This is a genomic window from Streptococcus sp. HMSC066F10, assembly GCF_001813805.1.
Lineage (GTDB): Bacteria > Bacillota > Bacilli > Lactobacillales > Streptococcaceae > Streptococcus > Streptococcus vaginalis.
In genome coordinates this window covers 21924-37770 of sequence record NZ_KV813991.1, presented here as the reverse complement: position 1 = coordinate 37770, position 15847 = coordinate 21924, and the positions used below count along the sequence as shown (strand labels likewise).

The window sequence follows — 15847 nt, the reverse complement described above, 5'->3', positions numbered from 1 at the left end:
CGTCTCGCGGCCTTCGGTGCGAGACAAATAAATAGTTCATCTAAAATTTAGTTTGAAAATTCATCTTTTTCTATCAGATAATCATAAATTTCCTGCACAGTTCCTAGAGCCATAAGCTCCTGCTCCTTGACTGTTTTCTTCAGTTCTTGATAAATATGGCTGTTTTCAATAGCTTTTTTTTCTGCTTTTTTGTTTACTTGCATCACTCCATCTTGAATTGTCACAAAGTCCAGCTCTTCAAATATCTGAATCATCTTTATGAGTAGAATTGGGTCAATCTTGAGATAAGCAGCCAGTTCTTTGAGCTTATAACGAATGTCAAACTCTGGAAATTGATAAATTGTTTTATAGAATTTGGCAAACTGGTCTCTCGTTCCGAAACCTGTCAGATAATAGGGCTGAGCAATCTCATTTTTAAAGTAAATTGCTTCAAAATGTCCTTGCTGAATGATTACTTTGAGCTGATTTAGGCGTTCAGGCAAGTCATACACCACAACTGCTCTGCTCTTTTCCAAATTAGGCATTTCTTCTGAAAAACGCAGGACGGGCACATTTTCAGGTAAAGGAGCATTTTTACCTCGGATATTAAAGAGCTGAATCCCATTGACCCTAGCATCCACCAGCATAAGCTGGAGACTAGTTTGACCATTCCATTTATTGACCGACAGCGTAACCGCCAGCTCTAAGTTTTTAGTTTGGGAAAATTCTGTCGCAAGATTACCTAGACCAAAAGCTACGACCTCAAAAACTGCGTCAGCCTGAGAAATTTTCAGCTTAAGGTGAGTATTCCCTGCTCCCATGGTGCGGGCATTTTCAATTTTAAAATCTTTCAAATAAAAAACAGGCTTTTTATTGTCCATGCCAAAAGGAGCTAACTTTTCAAAGTTTTTGAGGGTCTCTAGTGTCAAATCTGGCAAGGATAATTCCTCATCCAAAAAGAGCTCATTCTTAGTGGACAAATCCACTTGATTATCTTCAATATATGCTACCAAAACCTGGCTGAGTGCTTCTAACTTGCTGGCCTCTAGAGTCATCCCAGCTGCCCCTGCATGCCCACCAAAAGCCACAAATAAATCTCGATGAGGGTCTAACGCTTCAAAAATATCAACTGCTTCAATGCTGCGGGCGCTGCCTTTTGCTAATCCATTCTCAATATTCAAGACGATGACCGGCTGGTGTAATTCTTCCAAAAACCGCCCTGCCACAATTCCCAAAACACCTGGATTCCAACCTTCACCGGCTAGAACCTGAACAGGTTTATTGAGATCAACCATGGTCTTGGCTTCATCATAGATCTTCTGAACAATTTCTTTGCGCTCTTCATTTTTATGGTTAATCATAAGGGCAATGTCACGCGCTTCTTCCTCATCAAAGCCCGTCAGAAGTTCAATAGCAGGATTTGGATCATCAAGTCGACCTAGAGCATTGAGTCTGGGAGCTATCTGAAAACCAACTGTTTCTTCATCCACTTCATTTTCCTGAATACCTGCAATCTTAAAAAGCTCCTGCAAGCCGATTCGTTGAGTGTTTTTGAGGACACTTAGCCCATATTTGACCAGAATGCGATTTTCATCTGTTAGGCTGACCATATCTGCAATAGTTCCAATAGCGACTATATCTAGCAACTCTACTTGTACTTCCTCTAAAAGAGCAGTCGCTAACTTAAAAGCTACACCGCAACCAGCTAAATGCTTAAAAGGATAATCAGCTTCCGGATGTTCTGGGTGAATAATTGCATAAGCATCAGGAAGTACCTCTGGCATAGAATGGTGATCCGTCACAATGACATCCACTCCCATAGACTGAGCTAGTTCGATTGCTTCATGTCCTGCAACTCCATTATCCACTGTAACGATGAGTGAAATTCCCTGATTTTCAATAAAATACTTGTAAACACTTGCGTTAGGACCATAACCGTCTGTAAATCGATTGGGCAAATAGACCTGACACTCTGCTCCAAGTTGTTCTAGTGCTTCTTTAACAATAGAAGCCGAAGTCATGCCATCCGCATCATAATCTCCATAAATCAAGATCTGCTCATAATTTTCAATCGCTTGACGAATGCGCGTCACTGCCTTATCCATATCATGCAGTTCATAAGGATCATGCAGCTGGTCCAAACTAGGCTCTAGAAAATCTCGCAGTGCTTCTTCTGTCTGGATTCCTCTCTGGTAGACCAGATTAGCTACCGAAGCCTCCAAGCCAAGTTTTTTAGCTTTTTTAATAAAGCTCTCATCTGAAAAATTTGTGGCAATCTGCCAATCATATTTTGATGTAATCATGCTTTTATCTTTCTGTTGCAATATAAAGTCTATTATAACACGAAAAGACTAGCTTTCACTAGCCCAAACCTCCAATTTTATACACAAGCATTTATCTAATAGCTTTTACCTCTATAAATCAAACCCGTGCAATTCAAATCCGACAGTTCCCGAAATCCTAAAGAGCGATAAAAGGCTAAATTTTTGTCTGACTGCTCTGTTATTAGCTGAATCTGATAAACATCTGCAAATGTCTCCAGCGTTTTCCGAACCAATTCTCGACCGATACCTCGGCGCTGATAAGACGGAAAAACTAACAATTCCTGAATGAAAACACTAGAAAATCCGTCTCCGACTGCTCGAAGGAGACCAACTAACTGTTCCCCATCATAGGCTGATACAGTAAACAGTGAATGCTGAAATGCTTGCTCTAACATATCTGCTCGTTCTGTATAGTTAGTCCAGCTAACAGATTGGTAAAGCGGAAGCAAGTCTTCAATAGCAATTTGTCTATTTGCAAAGTAACGAATCATTCTCGTCTCCTTTTTGCAGCCAAATATGTTGAAAAGCAGCAATATCACGATAAGGAGACTGTTGGCAAACTGCAAGCTCTATCTTCAACATCTTTTCCCGCCAAGCGACTGCTGTTTTAACTGCATTGTCTTGCAAGCCATAAAAAATTCGAATTCCTTGATAATTCTGAACAGTCAATTCAGACGTGACCTTTTGTAATAAGTCTGCTAAATCATAATAGGTTGCTTGTCCCATTGTATGTGATTGATAAGACTGCCCTGATAATAAATCTAACGCTAAATTCGTATCATTTGCAAACACTACTGTCTGCATAATTCGCCCCACTTCATTGTGCTTAACGAACGAAATTTGTCCGCCTTTTTTCAACAATCTGCTAAATTCAGCTAGATAAAGAGCTGGTTCATCCACATACTCCAGAACATTGTGGCAAATGATAAGGTCAAAACGAGCACTTGGAATTCCCTTCAACATTTCTAGACTGCCTTGTAGTTGCTGATAATGGAAATTCTGCTGACGTTCTGCAATCATCTCGTCATTTGGTTCTATAGCTATTACCTGATTGTTTTGTGGCAAAAAATCCGCCACCAAACCAAAACCACTCCCAAAATCTAATACCTTTTTATTTTTTATATGTGCTAACTGAGCAAATAGAATCTCATAATAAAGCTTCCCCCATGCTTGATTTAAAAATTCCTTGTAAGCTGCCACGTCCATAAACGTCTCCTACTTATAATTGAACATTTTACTAGCTAGTCTGTCACCAAGGTTGGGAAAAAGCGTATAGAGCTTGTGAGCCGCCTTCAGTGTGAAAGGCATGATCAACTCTCGCTGCTTTTTCCCAAAATTGTTCACAATCTGCTTAGCAACAGTATCTGCTTCTAAAATGTATTTATCAACCGCCTTGACATAACTGCCGTCAGGGTCAGCTTTGTCGAAGAAAGCCGTCTTAATCGGTCCTGGATTAACCGTCGTCACATAGACATTGTAAGGCATCAACTCTAAACGCAAAGCATTGGAAAAACCGATAGCCGCAAACTTAGTAGCTGAGTAGAGACTAGATTTAGCACTAGCAATCAACCCAGCTGTACTAACAATATTAACAATGTACCCACGTCCCGCTTGCTTCATTCTCTCCCCAAAGAGACGAGATAGATTCATAAGAGCAAAGGTATTAACTTCAAACATGGCATGAATATCCTCGTTGCTAATCTTGTCAAATTCTTCAAAAATCCCGTAACCAGCATTGTTGACTAGAACATCCACCTGAGCATACTTCTGGTAAATTTCTTCAGTAAAAGCTTCTAAAGCTTTGTAATCCGTAATATCCAACTCAACGAATTCGCAATGCGTATGATTTGAATAAAGTTTTGTTAATTTTTCTTGACTGCGTCCCACTAAAATCAGCTGGTCATTTGGCAACAACTTCACCATTTCCTGAGCGACACCGCCACTAGCCCCTGTAATAACAATTGTTCGCATGTGTCCTCCTTATTTTTCTTCTAAAAAATCCGTTTGGTTTTCAACCTCAAAAACAAGCGTTTTTGTATTCAATAGACTAATGCTGCAATGTTTGACGTGGAATAGATTGCTTTTATTCGTCCATTCTATCTGGTTCACTAAATGATAGATAATGTTAATCACTCCACCATGTGTGACCACAATTTGTGTCTCATCTGAGTTATGATTTTCCTTCAAAAAAAGTTCAAACCAAGTTTTTATCCGTTGATAAAATTCTCTCGGACTTTCTCCATTTGGATAATGTTCGTCCATTGCAAGACTTCTAAAATAAAGACGAGGAAATTTTTGATCAGCCTCGCTATTTAACATTCCTGCCAAATCGCCATTATTCGTTTCGCGTAAGTCTCTTTCTTTCTCCAATGGCAGTTGAATTGTCTCTGCTAAAATTGTTGCAGTTGTCTCAGCTCTTTTTAAATCACTCGTAATAATTTTCGTAAAGTGATAGTCTTCTTTGTGTTGTGCTAAATAATCCGCCAAAGCTTCGGCTTCTCTTTTCCCCTCAGGAAGCAAATCAAGCTGACTCCAGCCACCTCTGTGTTGATCAGAATCTTTCCCATGTCTGACAAATAATATGTTCATGATTTCCTATTTCCTTTAAATTTTAAGAATTATCCTTGCCAAAATTTCATAGTTCTACTTCTTCTAAATCCTTGACCAAGTGAACGTTCTTAAAAATGGAACTGGCATCTCTGCGCATTTGACCTATATCTTTTGATAGAAAGCGTGCGCTAATATGATTGAGAAGGAGGCGCTTGACACCAGCTTCTTTAGCAACTTCTGCTGCTTGTAGATTGGTAGAGTGACCGTGATTGCGAGCGATTTTCTCATCTCCTTTACCATAAGTGGATTCGTGCACCAAAACATCTGCATTGACAGCCAGTCGCACGCTGGCATTTGTTTTACGCGTATCACCTAGAATAGTGATGATTTTCCCAGGTCGCGGAGCTGAAATGTAATCTGCTGCTATAATCTTCGTCCCGTCCTCTAGCACTACATCTTCTCCATTTTTTACCTTACCAAAGAGAGGGCCAAAAGGAACACCTGCGACTTTCAATTTCTCAGCATCCAATGTACCTTCCAAATCTTTCTGCATAATGCGGTAACCCACACAAAAAATACTGTGGTCTAGTTTCTCTGCATAAACTGTAAATTTATCAGTTTCTAAAATTTTCCCTAAACTTTTTTCGTCAAACTCATGAAAACGAATCCGATAAGGCAGGCGAGACCCCGACACACGCAGACTTGTCATGACAAAACTTTTGATGCCAACTGGTCCATAAATTTCCAAATCTGTCTGTTTTTCATTAGCCTGAAAAGAGCGAGTAGCCAAAAAACCCGGCAGGCCAAAAATATGATCCCCATGCAGATGAGTAATAAAAATTTTTCTGATTTTGCGCGGTCGAATCGCTGTCTCTAAAATACGATTCTGAGTTCCTTCGCCACAATCAAACATCCAGATTTCATTGATTTCATCCAATAGTTTCAAAACCAGACTAGAAACATTCCGAGCCTTAGAAGGCTGACCAGCTCCTGTACCTAAAAATTGTAGTTGCATATTTTTCTTTCTATTTTTCTTTAATATAAATCATAGCAGAGCGATTCTGCGAGCGATAGTAAAGCTGACCAGCATAGTCTTGAGCCAACTGGATTAGCTCTTCCTGATTGTACCCTTCCAGTTTCAGGCGACCATCTGCTAGCTTATAAAGATCTGTCAGAGCAGAGAGCGGCTGCTTTTGGACTACTTCTTCAGGAATTGCTGGTATCATCCGAATGACATTTTCCTCTTCATAAACCAGATAGTTAGGAAAAATCTGAGCAATTTCAAAAAGCAAATTGGGCTCAATTTCCTCTGGAGTTTCCGGAAAAATCAAGCCAGTTTCGACTTCATTTTCAAAGCAGAAACCATAAGACCTACCTGAAAGATTCAAGCGAATAAAAGGCTTTTCCTCTTCAAAGTTAGGGTGGTCGTTAAAAAGAGCCAATTCTTTACTTAATTCTAAAAAATAATCCGTTGCAGCTTCCGGACTCTTTTTTTGATAGAGTTCCGAAAAATACGCATTTATAACACTTGGCGGTGGTGTGATAAAGGTCAACTTTTGCGAATCGGACAACTTGTCCAAAACCTTTCCTAGATAAACACGGTCTAAGCTCGTGAAACCGCCATATTTAAGTGCTAATTTGATATAATCAGTCATAAAATTCTTCTAGTCTCCATTTATTCTTTTCTGCTATATGGCCAGAAATTGTTTCACTTTCTTCCAGATACTCTCTCTTATCAATGATTGCCAGACTTTCTAATTCATGTAACTTATAAGCCTTGCTAGGACTAACCTTGATACGAAAAGGGACAAAGAGTTCTCTCATCTTATTCAACAGAGCATTCTGCAAAATTGCTCTGCTATTTTCATTTTTCGCCGAAATCAGGGCATAGGGAGTTAAGGTTGGAGTGAAATTCTCTACTTTGTCTGCTTTATTATAGAGGGTCAAGCGAGGAATATCTAGCATATCCAAGTCCTTCATAATAGCCAAGACTGTTTTTTCATGCTCTTCGTGGTTAGGGTCGCTAGCGTCAATCACATGAACCAAAAGGTCCACATTTTTGCTCTCTTCTAAAGTAGATTTGAAGCTAGATACTAGCTCGGTCGGTAAGTCTTGAATAAAGCCGACTGTATCCGTCAAGGTCACATTGAGCCTGCCTGTCAGATTGACACTTTTGGTTGTCGCATCCAAAGTAGCAAAGAGTTCGTCCGCCTCATATTGGCTCTTGTTGGTCAAGATATTCATAATGGTAGATTTTCCAGCATTGGTGTAGCCAATCAGACCGACTTTAAAAACACTGGAGTCCAGACGTTTCTCCCGTACAGTTGCGCGGCTTTTCTCTACAATTTTGAGTTGGCGCTCAATATCGTGGATCTGATTGCGAACACTACGACGATTGAGTTCCAACTGACTTTCACCAGGACCGCGGGAACCAATTCCCCCTGCCTGACGGCTAAGCATAATCCCCTGTCCGACCAAGCGAGGCAAAAGATATTTAAGTTGAGCCAAGTGAACTTGAAGTTTTCCTTCGTGGCTTCTAGCCCGCATAGCAAAAATATCCAAAATTAATTGCATGCGATCAATAACCTTAACCCCTAGAATTTCTTCCAAATTGATATTCTGGCGAGGTGTCAGACGATTATTGACAATGACGGTGGAAATCTCATCTGCTTCTACCATACGCTTGATTTCTTCTAATTTTCCAGCACCAACAAAAGTCTTGCTGTCATACTTCTCTCGTTTCTGAGTGTAAGAGGAAACCACCTGAGCACCAGCAGTCTTGGCTAAACTGGCTAATTCTTCCATAGACATAGCAAAATTAGCCGCCCCCTGCAATTCTACTCCGATGAGGATCACTCGTTCCTGCTGTTTTTCTGTTTCAATCATTCAAAAATTCCTCTATATCCTGCATGATCCGTTTTTGGGCATTCGGATCTGAGACCTGATAAAAAGTAGCATTCATGCGATTTCTAAACCAGGTTAGCTGTCGTTTGGCAAAGCGACGAGTATTTTGTTTGAGTTTATTGATAGCTTCCTCCAAGGTCAACTCTCCAGCAAAGTAGGAGAAAAGTTCCTTGTAGCCAATTCCTTTGCTGGCTTGGACATGTGGATAGTTGTCATAGAGCCACTTTGCCTCTTCTAAAAGACCAGCCTTCAGCATTAGATCTACTCGCTGATTGATACGCTCATAAAGAACTTCTCTGTCATCGTTCAGACAAACCAGCAGGGCTTCATAGTCAGGCTGTTTGTTTTCAAGTTCATTCCCAAAATGAGCAATTTCCAGCGCTCGCATAGCTCTCCTACGGTTAATCTGGGAAATTTCCAATCCAAGCTCTGCTATTTTGCCAAATAGTTCCTCATCATTCAAAGTATCTAGCTCGGCTCGATAAGCTAAAATCTCCTCATGAGAAGCTGAACCACCCAGATGATATCCTTCCAGCAAACTTTGAATGTAAAGCCCCGTTCCGCCTGCAATAATCGGCAGTTTCCCTTTTGCTACAATCATCTCAATAGCAGCCTCGGACTCCTTTACAAAATCAAAAGCCGAATAAGACTCGGTCACTTCCCGTACATCTATCAAATAATGAGGAATCTCCTCCTGCTCATCTGGAGTGACTTTAGCCGTTCCGATGTCCAGTTTTCTATAAACTTGCTGACTATCACCACTAATAATCTCACCATTGAAACGTTTTGCGAGGTCTATGCTGAGAGCTGTTTTTCCGACAGCAGTTGGTCCTACAATTACAATTATCTTGGTTTTCATCTTTTCCCTTGAAAAAAATTTAATTTTTCGTTACTATATATTATAACATAAATAAAGTTCAGAAAAGGAGAAATCTCATGGCTAAAGGATTTGTTAAAGGTGTTGTAACTGGCGTAGCTGGTACTGTTGCTGCTGTTGCAGGTGCAGTTTATACATTCAAGAAAAAAGTGATTGAACCTGAAGAAAAGAAAGCAGCTTTCATCGAAGAAAACCGTAAAAAAGCAGCTCGCAAACGTGTATCACACTAAAAATCATTCATTTCATATAAAAACTCCAATGGATAACTCACTAGAAAAATGAGTATCTGTTGGAGTTTTTTTACACGTTCTTTCTCATACTATAAAAGATAGTTTTTTATTCATAACGCAAGGATTCGATTGGATCCAATTTAGAAGCCTTATTAGCCGGCAAAATACCGAAAACAATCCCGATAGTTGCAGAAAAGAGCACACTTCCGACAGCAGATACTGTCGTAATGGTAGGTGGAGCTCCGAAAAATGCATCCAAACTATGACCGATAAATGCCACGATAAGAGCTGCTAAAGCAAGCCCAATCAAACCGCCAATCGCTGTCAACACCATTGACTCAATGACAAATTGCATCAAGATATTACCACGTGTGGCTCCAAGGGCTTTCCGAAGACCGATTTCACGGGTTCGTTCTGTTACCGATACAAGCATAATATTCATGACACCGATACCACCAACGAGAAGTGCTATCCCGGCAATCGCTCCAAAAACCACTTGCACAATGGCAACCTGACTTTGGATCGCAGCCAATTGACTGGCTTGATCAAACATCTGGTACTCGCCTTCTCTCACACCAGACAATTTTGTCATCAAGCGCGCAGCTGCACTTCCGTCTTTCAGCACATCATCTAATTTTTTAACATGTACCACGACATTCATAATCTCAGCAACATTGTATTCAGCTGCCAACTGAGTGTTAGCCATTAGTAAATTTCCGTTGTTCATATTGGCTAAGCGATTTCGCGTTTCATTTGGATCTTTATAAACCCCAATCACACGGTAATTATTAGATCCTAGCTGGACAATCTGATTGAGCGCCTTATCTGCACCTCCAAAAAGAATATCAGCTAGTTTCGTATCCAGTAATACAACTCTTGCAAACGTTTGATAATCATTTGATTTCAATGTCCGTCCTGCAACGATTTGGTATTTCTTTACCGTAAAGTAAGTGGAATTGATACCTGTTATAGGAATATTATCCGCCTTTTTCTTACCATAATTTACTGTAGCGGTTGTGTTATTTGTAACATAATAATTGTCAATTCCGTTAATATCATTAACCGCCTGCTTGACCCAAACTTCTTGGATTTGAGGCTCTTCTTCTGTCGAAACTGTCTCATCACCATTTCCACTTTCAGCTTCGTCACGCATCTCTTGATACGTCATAACACCATCACCATTTTTACTTCTCTTGTGTGAGTAAAATAAGGAAACATCTTGCTGTGCACCACCCAGAACATCTGTGAAGGCATTGGACATACCACTTCCTAGAGCCACAATAACCACAACAGACATAACACCAATGATAATGCCCAACATCGTTAAGAAAGAGCGCATTTTATGCCCCATAATGGAGTTGATTGCAAATTTCCAATTCTGCATCATGCTTCTCCTTTCTTACTGTCTGACGAGATGACACCGTCTCGAATAACGATTTGTCGTTTTGCAAAGGCTGCAATCTCAGGCTCATGAGTGACCATGATAATGGTTTTTCCTTCACGATTTAGCTCCGTCAGCAATTCCATAATTTGCTCACCCGTCTTGGTATCCAAGGCTCCCGTCGGCTCATCTGCTAAGATAATGGAAGGATGATTGACCAAGGCACGCGCAATAGCCACCCGTTGCTTTTGCCCACCAGAAAGTTCTGATGGTAAATGGTGCATCCGCGTTTCTAACTCAACTTTTTTAAGATATTGCTCTGCTAAAGCTTTCCGTTTGGATTGAGAAACCCCTGCATAAATCAAAGGAAGTTCTACATTTTGAAGAGCATTTAATTTTGACAAAAGGAAGAATTGTTGGAAAACGAAGCCAATCTGCTGATTACGCACTTTGGCTAGCTTTTTCTCACTAAGCTTGGCAACTTCTTCACCTTCCAAGTAATATTCGCCACTCGTTGGGCGATCCAACATACCAATGATATTCATCAAGGTTGACTTTCCTGAGCCAGAAGGCCCCATAATCGCAACAAATTCACCTTCTTCAACTTCTAAATGAACATCTTTCAAAACTTGAAGCTCTTGATCTCCATTGCGGTAACTTTTGCTAACATTTTTTAAATCAATGAGTTTCTTCATACGATTTCACCTCTTGACCGTCTTTCAAGCTATCTGTTGGATTGGTGATAACTTTACTATCTTTTGTCAAACCAGATGAGATTTCTTGATTTTTAGCATCTGCATTTCCTAGTATCACTTGCACTTTTTTTGCAGTTCCTTTTTCTAGTGTCCAAACATAGTTTTTATTGTTTTCAGAAACAACGCTGCTGACCGGAACTAGAATCCCTCTTGTATTGTTTTTTACTTCAACATTGACGGAAAATCCTTGCTTCAAATCACCAATTTCGCTTGTAATATCTACTGTATAGGGGTATTTTGCTCCTGAATTTGCAGTACCTGTACCAGCTGCTGCTGTATTTTGACTGTCTTTTGGATAATTTGAGATATAGCTGATTTTCCCAGTCCATTTCTTATCTGGATAGACCTTGGACGTAATTGTTACTTCTTGCCCGACCGAAAGATTTGCCAGATTGTACTCAGATAATTCTCCCTTCACTTGGAGGTTGCCGTTATTGACAATATGAACGAGTGTTTGATTAGTACCTGTCGTAGATTTAGAAACATCACGATTGACTTCTACTACAGTTCCATTATTTGTACTGGTGACAGTCGTTGCATCTAGTAATGCCTGTGCTTTATTGATATTGTCCACAGCATCTGCGCGATCGTCCTGCAAATCGTTTAATTGAGAATCCACCGAACGTTTTGCAGACGCAGTTGTTTTATTATCTGCCGCTTCATCACCCGTCACATCAACAGTTGTTCCATACGTTTTCAAATCATAAATTTGGCGATCAATCTTGTTTAAAGCACGAACAGCAGCATCATATGCAGCTTGTGCTTCAACACTCTTGTATTGAACTAAAGCTTGTCCGGCTGTAACTTGATCTCCAACATTTACAAGAACATTATCCAAATCGCCCTTTGTCCCGTCATAGTAGACATATTGCTCATTGTTAGTCGCAACATTTCCTGACAGCAAAACAGATGAAGCAACTGACCCTTCTTTTGCTTTCTGCACTTGAATCGTTTCTTCTTTATCTTTATCAGTAGTACTATTACCATTAAACAATAACATCGTACCTATCGCTCCTAAAACGACGACCACAGTTACACCAATCAAGCTGTACAACTGCCACTTTTTCAATTTTTTCATCTCTTTCTCCTCCTGATGAAAACGGTCTATTTTTATATTATAACACATACGATTAAAAATAAGATAACATCTATAAGAAATCCTTTACTCTTTTAACATCCGTCTCCCTTCTTTCTAGTTATTTTATATTGTGTTAAATATATAATACAATAATACGATTGAATAATCAAGCCTTTCATCAATTTTTGTAGCAGATTTTTGCAATCATTTTCTAAAAACGTTACAATAATTTCATACTACAGATAAAAAGGAGACTCGTATGAGAACATTTGACATCATTGCCATTGGTGGCGGTAGCGGAGGAATAGCAACCATGAACCGTGCTGGAGAACATGGTGCAAAAGCTGCCGTTATTGAAGAAAAGAAATTAGGGGGCACCTGTGTCAACGTCGGCTGTGTTCCTAAAAAAATCATGTGGTATGGCGCCCAGATTGCCGAAGCCATTCGCGATTATGGACCAGACTATGGTTTTACTTCGGATAATCAGCAGTTTGACTTTAAGACGCTTCGGAAGAATCGCGAAGCCTATATTGATCGTGCCCATAATTCTTACAATAATAGTTTCAATCGAAATGGCGTTGAGTTGATTGAAGGTCGCGCCAAATTCATAGACCGCCATACAGTTGAAGTCAACGGCGAGCTTATCCAAGCCAAGCACATTGTCATTGCGACAGGCGCTCATCCGCATATTCCAGCTATTTCCGGAGCAGAATTAGGTGAAACCTCTGACGATGTTTTTGCATGGGAAGAACTCCCTCAATCTGTTGCCATTCTTGGTGCTGGTTATATTGCAGTTGAATTAGCCGGACTCCTTCATGCTCTGGGTGTAAAAACAGACCTTTTCGTTCGTCGAGATCGTCCTCTCCGCAACTTTGATTCTTATATCATTGATGGTCTTGTGGAAGAAATGAAGAAATCAGGTCCTACTCTACATACGCACAAAATACCAGAAAGGCTTGAAAAACTTGAAAACGGAGCGATTCGTATTACCTTCGAGGACAGAACGAGCCACACCGTTCAACACGTCATCTGGGCAACTGGGCGGACTGCAAACACCAAAGGGTTGAATTTAGAAGCGGCTGGTGTTACCCTAAATTCTCGTGGTTTTATAGCAGTTGACGAATTTCAAAATACAACAACATCGGGTATTTATGCTCTAGGAGATGTTACAGGCGAAAAAGAATTAACCCCTGTTGCTATCAAAGCAGGTCGTACCTTAGCCGAGCGCTTATTTAATGGAAAAACTGAAGCTAAAATGGATTATTCTAACATTCCAACTGTTGTCTTTTCTCACCCAGCGATTGGAACAGTTGGCTTGACCAAAGAGCAGGCAATTCAACAATACGGAGCAGAAAATATCCATATTTACACTTCTAACTTTGCTTCCATGTATTCAGCTGTCACCCAACACCGACAACAAGCCAAGTTCAAGCTCATTACAACTGGACCAGATGAGAAAGTCATTGGTCTCCACGCTATTGGCTACGGTGTTGATGAGATGATTCAAGGTTTTGCTGTTGCTATTAAAATGGGAGCTACCAAAGCAGATTTTGATGCGACTGTCGCCATTCACCCAACCGGTTCAGAAGAGTTTGTCACCATGCGTTGAGCATCATAAATGTCTTACTCCCAAAAATTTTCCCACTTTATCTCAATACTCAGAATTGCAATCAGCGCTTCTGACTATTTTAGTTTACACGATAACTTCTTCTCATTCCATAACTTATTCTTTCATACTATCTGCTAGGGAGTGGGACAATTTTTGCCCAACCTCTCCTTTTTCCTATGATTTTTTAGTTGATAAAGAGATACATTTTGTTATGATAATATTAAAGCGATTTTACGAGGAAGTGCTTTTATGCAAAAGACCAAAATAATTCTAACAACTGTCTTATTTATCTTTTTAAATGTCTTTGGACTAATTGCAATTTTGATATTATTCCTTCGCAGTAAAAATAAAAAAAAGTAATATCTCAGAAAAAGTAAACATTTTGAAAAAAGGTGAATTCAGTCTATGCTTTTGCCTTTTTATTTAACCCTTGACATTTTTTTTATTTGTTCTATAATAGTTACCATATTATAAAATAAAGGGTTACAATTATAAAAAAATCATTTACACTCGTTTTACCAGCAATTGGCGCAGCTTTGATAGCCGTTTTTGCTCAGATTACTATTCCTATCGGTCCAGTTCCTTTTGCTTTGCAAAATATGGCAATTGGCTTAGTGGCTACTATTTTTCATCGAAAAGAAGCTCTATTAGCAGTCGCTCTTTATCTTCTCTTAGGCGCTATTGGTCTTCCTGTCTTTGCAGGAGGAAACGGTGGATTTCAAGCACTTGTCGGTCCAAATGCAGGTTATCTCTGGTTTTATTTGTTCTACGCCCTAGTAACAGCTAGTCTAACTTCCAAAAATAGCAGCTTTTTAACGATACTCGTATCAAACCTACTCGGAGATGCTTTGGTTTTTGTCGGTGGTGTACTTGGTTTAATGTTTCTAGCAGTTTTTCAACTTGATAAAGCTATTACAGTCGGAGTCATCCCCTTCATTTTACCAGATCTCATAAAACTGATTGCAATTAGTTTTATCAGTAGACCTATTTTTAAAAGCTTAAAAGATCATCCCTACTTTAAAAATTGATAAAGTTGTCTCACTCCCATTATTAGAACTCACGTGTTGTGGGTTCTTTTTACATTGCTCAAAAAGATTTTTTCATTTTCTTCTTGACAAAAATGACCAACAGTCCTATTATATTTTAAAAGAAAATAACCGACGGTCACCAAAAGGAGCTCACCATGCCTATTAGAAAAGCAGTCCCAAGCGATATTCCAGCACTCAATAATCTCTTAGAGCAAATCTTGCTTGTTCATCACAACGTCCGACCAGACATTTTCCAAGAGAGTAGTCGCAAATTCAACGATGAACAATTGAAAACACTGATGTCTCAAGAACATACACCAATCTTTGTCTATGAAAATGAAGAAGGTAAAATCTTGGGTCACCTCTTTTGCATCATTAAAGAACCACACAGTCTCGTATTGACACCTATCAAAACACTTTTCATTGAAGACCTTTGCGTTGATGAAAGTGCTCGTGGTCAAAAAATTGGTGAGCAGCTTTGCCGTTTTGCAGAAGAATTTGCCCAAGAAATGGACTGTTACAACTTAACCCTTAATGTATGGAATGATAACGCTGGTGCCTTACGATTTTATGAACATCAAGGTTTTAAACCACAAGAAACCATCATGGAAAAAGTTTTTAAAAAATAGGAAAAGTTCATGAGTAAAAGAGAAGAGAAGAAAACGGCGACAAAGCAGAACATTACGGTGTTTTCTTCGGTATCAATATTATCGGGGTTTCAATCATCAGTATGCTTAATCGTCGGTTAGTTGATCGTTTTTCTCTACGAAATCTCTTGCACATTGCCACTAGCTGTGCTCTTGCTTTTGCTCTTTTACTACTACTGTTTAATATTAGAAATTTTCGTAGTCTTTGGGCAGTCGTCTTTCCTATGCTTCTCATTTTTAGTACCAATGATATCGTTGCAGCATGTTCAAATGCCGCAGCTCTCAATAGCGCAGAGGATTCGATGACAGGTTCAGCAGCCGCTCTACTTGGCTCTCTCCAATACGGAAGTGGGATTCTTTCTTCCTTGCTCCTCGCTCTTTTTTCAGATGGCACTCCTAAAGCCATGGTAGTCATTATTTTTCTAGCCATTCTAGCTTCTACTCTAATGGCTTGGATAGCACGAAAATAAACTATAAAATAATAA

17 protein-coding genes are annotated in these 15847 nt (G+C 39.6%); 5 read left to right on the top strand and 12 right to left on the bottom strand.

Going from position 1 to position 15847, the window contains the following annotated elements; all coding sequences use genetic code 11:
• Window positions 1-47: 47 nt before the first annotated feature.
• From recJ to miaA, 9 genes are all read right to left on the bottom strand, one after another.
• Window positions 48-2282: a single-stranded-DNA-specific exonuclease RecJ gene (gene recJ, locus HMPREF2933_RS07335; protein WP_070241724.1), complete on the bottom strand. Its 2235-nt coding sequence runs from the start codon at window positions 2280-2282 to the stop codon at window positions 48-50.
• A gap of 95 nt (window positions 2283-2377) precedes the next feature.
• Complete coding sequence (locus HMPREF2933_RS07330) at window positions 2378-2794, bottom strand: GNAT family N-acetyltransferase (protein ID WP_070672715.1); 417 nt, start codon at window positions 2792-2794, stop codon at window positions 2378-2380.
• Entirely contained in the window at window positions 2772-3509 is a 738-nt protein-coding gene (locus HMPREF2933_RS07325; protein WP_024052374.1) for a class I SAM-dependent methyltransferase, read from the bottom strand. Before HMPREF2933_RS07325 ends, HMPREF2933_RS07330 begins: the two co-directional genes overlap by 23 nt.
• Before the next feature lie 9 nt (window positions 3510-3518).
• Window positions 3519-4274, bottom strand: coding sequence for an SDR family NAD(P)-dependent oxidoreductase (locus HMPREF2933_RS07320; protein WP_024052373.1), 756 nt, complete (start codon window positions 4272-4274; stop codon window positions 3519-3521).
• A gap of 9 nt (window positions 4275-4283) precedes the next feature.
• The gene (locus HMPREF2933_RS07315; protein WP_024052372.1) at window positions 4284-4892 is read right to left on the bottom strand and encodes a histidine phosphatase family protein; all 609 of its coding nucleotides are present in this window, start codon (window positions 4890-4892) and stop codon (window positions 4284-4286) included.
• A 46-nt stretch (window positions 4893-4938) separates the two neighbouring features.
• Window positions 4939-5868: a ribonuclease Z gene (rnz, locus tag HMPREF2933_RS07310; protein WP_070241726.1), complete on the bottom strand. Its 930-nt coding sequence runs from the start codon at window positions 5866-5868 to the stop codon at window positions 4939-4941.
• Between the two features lie 10 nt (window positions 5869-5878).
• Window positions 5879-6508, bottom strand: a complete 630-nt coding sequence (locus tag HMPREF2933_RS07305; RefSeq protein ID WP_024052370.1) for a hypothetical protein — start codon at window positions 6506-6508, stop codon at window positions 5879-5881.
• The gene (gene hflX / locus HMPREF2933_RS07300; RefSeq protein ID WP_024052369.1) at window positions 6501-7739 is read right to left on the bottom strand and encodes a GTPase HflX; all 1239 of its coding nucleotides are present in this window, start codon (window positions 7737-7739) and stop codon (window positions 6501-6503) included. Before hflX ends, HMPREF2933_RS07305 begins: the two co-directional genes overlap by 8 nt.
• A complete protein-coding gene (gene miaA, locus HMPREF2933_RS07295; protein WP_024052368.1) occupies window positions 7732-8616 on the bottom strand; it encodes a tRNA (adenosine(37)-N6)-dimethylallyltransferase MiaA in 885 nt (294 codons plus the stop codon). Before miaA ends, hflX begins: the two co-directional genes overlap by 8 nt.
• Window positions 8617-8693: 77 nt before the next feature.
• Between miaA and HMPREF2933_RS07290 the strand changes: the two genes are divergently transcribed.
• Window positions 8694-8864 carry a DUF3042 family protein gene (locus HMPREF2933_RS07290; RefSeq protein ID WP_003024081.1) on the top strand — a complete coding sequence of 57 codons (171 nt, stop codon included), beginning with the start codon at window positions 8694-8696 and terminating at the stop codon, window positions 8862-8864.
• 106 nt (window positions 8865-8970) lie between these two features.
• Here the strand turns inward: HMPREF2933_RS07290 and HMPREF2933_RS07285 are convergent, their stop codons facing one another.
• The 3 genes from HMPREF2933_RS07285 to HMPREF2933_RS07275 are packed head-to-tail and all read right to left on the bottom strand — an operon-like array spanning window position 8971 to window position 12078.
• Complete coding sequence (locus HMPREF2933_RS07285; RefSeq protein WP_024052367.1) at window positions 8971-10248, bottom strand: ABC transporter permease; 1278 nt, start codon at window positions 10246-10248, stop codon at window positions 8971-8973.
• Window positions 10248-10940, bottom strand: coding sequence for an ABC transporter ATP-binding protein (locus HMPREF2933_RS07280; protein WP_003024078.1), 693 nt, complete (start codon window positions 10938-10940; stop codon window positions 10248-10250). Before HMPREF2933_RS07280 ends, HMPREF2933_RS07285 begins: the two co-directional genes overlap by 1 nt.
• On the bottom strand, window positions 10924-12078 hold the full coding sequence (locus HMPREF2933_RS07275) for an efflux RND transporter periplasmic adaptor subunit (protein WP_070672712.1): 1155 nt from the start codon (window positions 12076-12078) through the stop codon (window positions 10924-10926). Before HMPREF2933_RS07275 ends, HMPREF2933_RS07280 begins: the two co-directional genes overlap by 17 nt.
• A 259-nt stretch (window positions 12079-12337) precedes the next feature.
• Here HMPREF2933_RS07275 and gorA point away from each other — a divergent pair, with 259 nt between their 5' ends.
• The 4 genes from gorA (at window position 12338) to HMPREF2933_RS09790 (ending at window position 15832) form a co-directional block, all read left to right on the top strand.
• Window positions 12338-13687, top strand: coding sequence for a glutathione-disulfide reductase (gorA, locus tag HMPREF2933_RS07270; protein ID WP_070241730.1), 1350 nt, complete (start codon window positions 12338-12340; stop codon window positions 13685-13687).
• Window positions 13688-14178: 491 nt separating this feature from the next.
• Complete coding sequence (locus HMPREF2933_RS07265) at window positions 14179-14715, top strand: biotin transporter BioY (protein WP_024052364.1); 537 nt, start codon at window positions 14179-14181, stop codon at window positions 14713-14715.
• A 155-nt stretch (window positions 14716-14870) separates the two neighbouring features.
• Window positions 14871-15344 carry a GNAT family N-acetyltransferase gene (locus tag HMPREF2933_RS07260; protein ID WP_024052363.1) on the top strand — a complete coding sequence of 158 codons (474 nt, stop codon included), beginning with the start codon at window positions 14871-14873 and terminating at the stop codon, window positions 15342-15344.
• 101 nt (window positions 15345-15445) lie between these two features.
• A complete protein-coding gene (locus HMPREF2933_RS09790; protein WP_024052362.1) occupies window positions 15446-15832 on the top strand; it encodes an MFS transporter in 387 nt (128 codons plus the stop codon).
• Window positions 15833-15847: the final 15 nt, after the last annotated feature.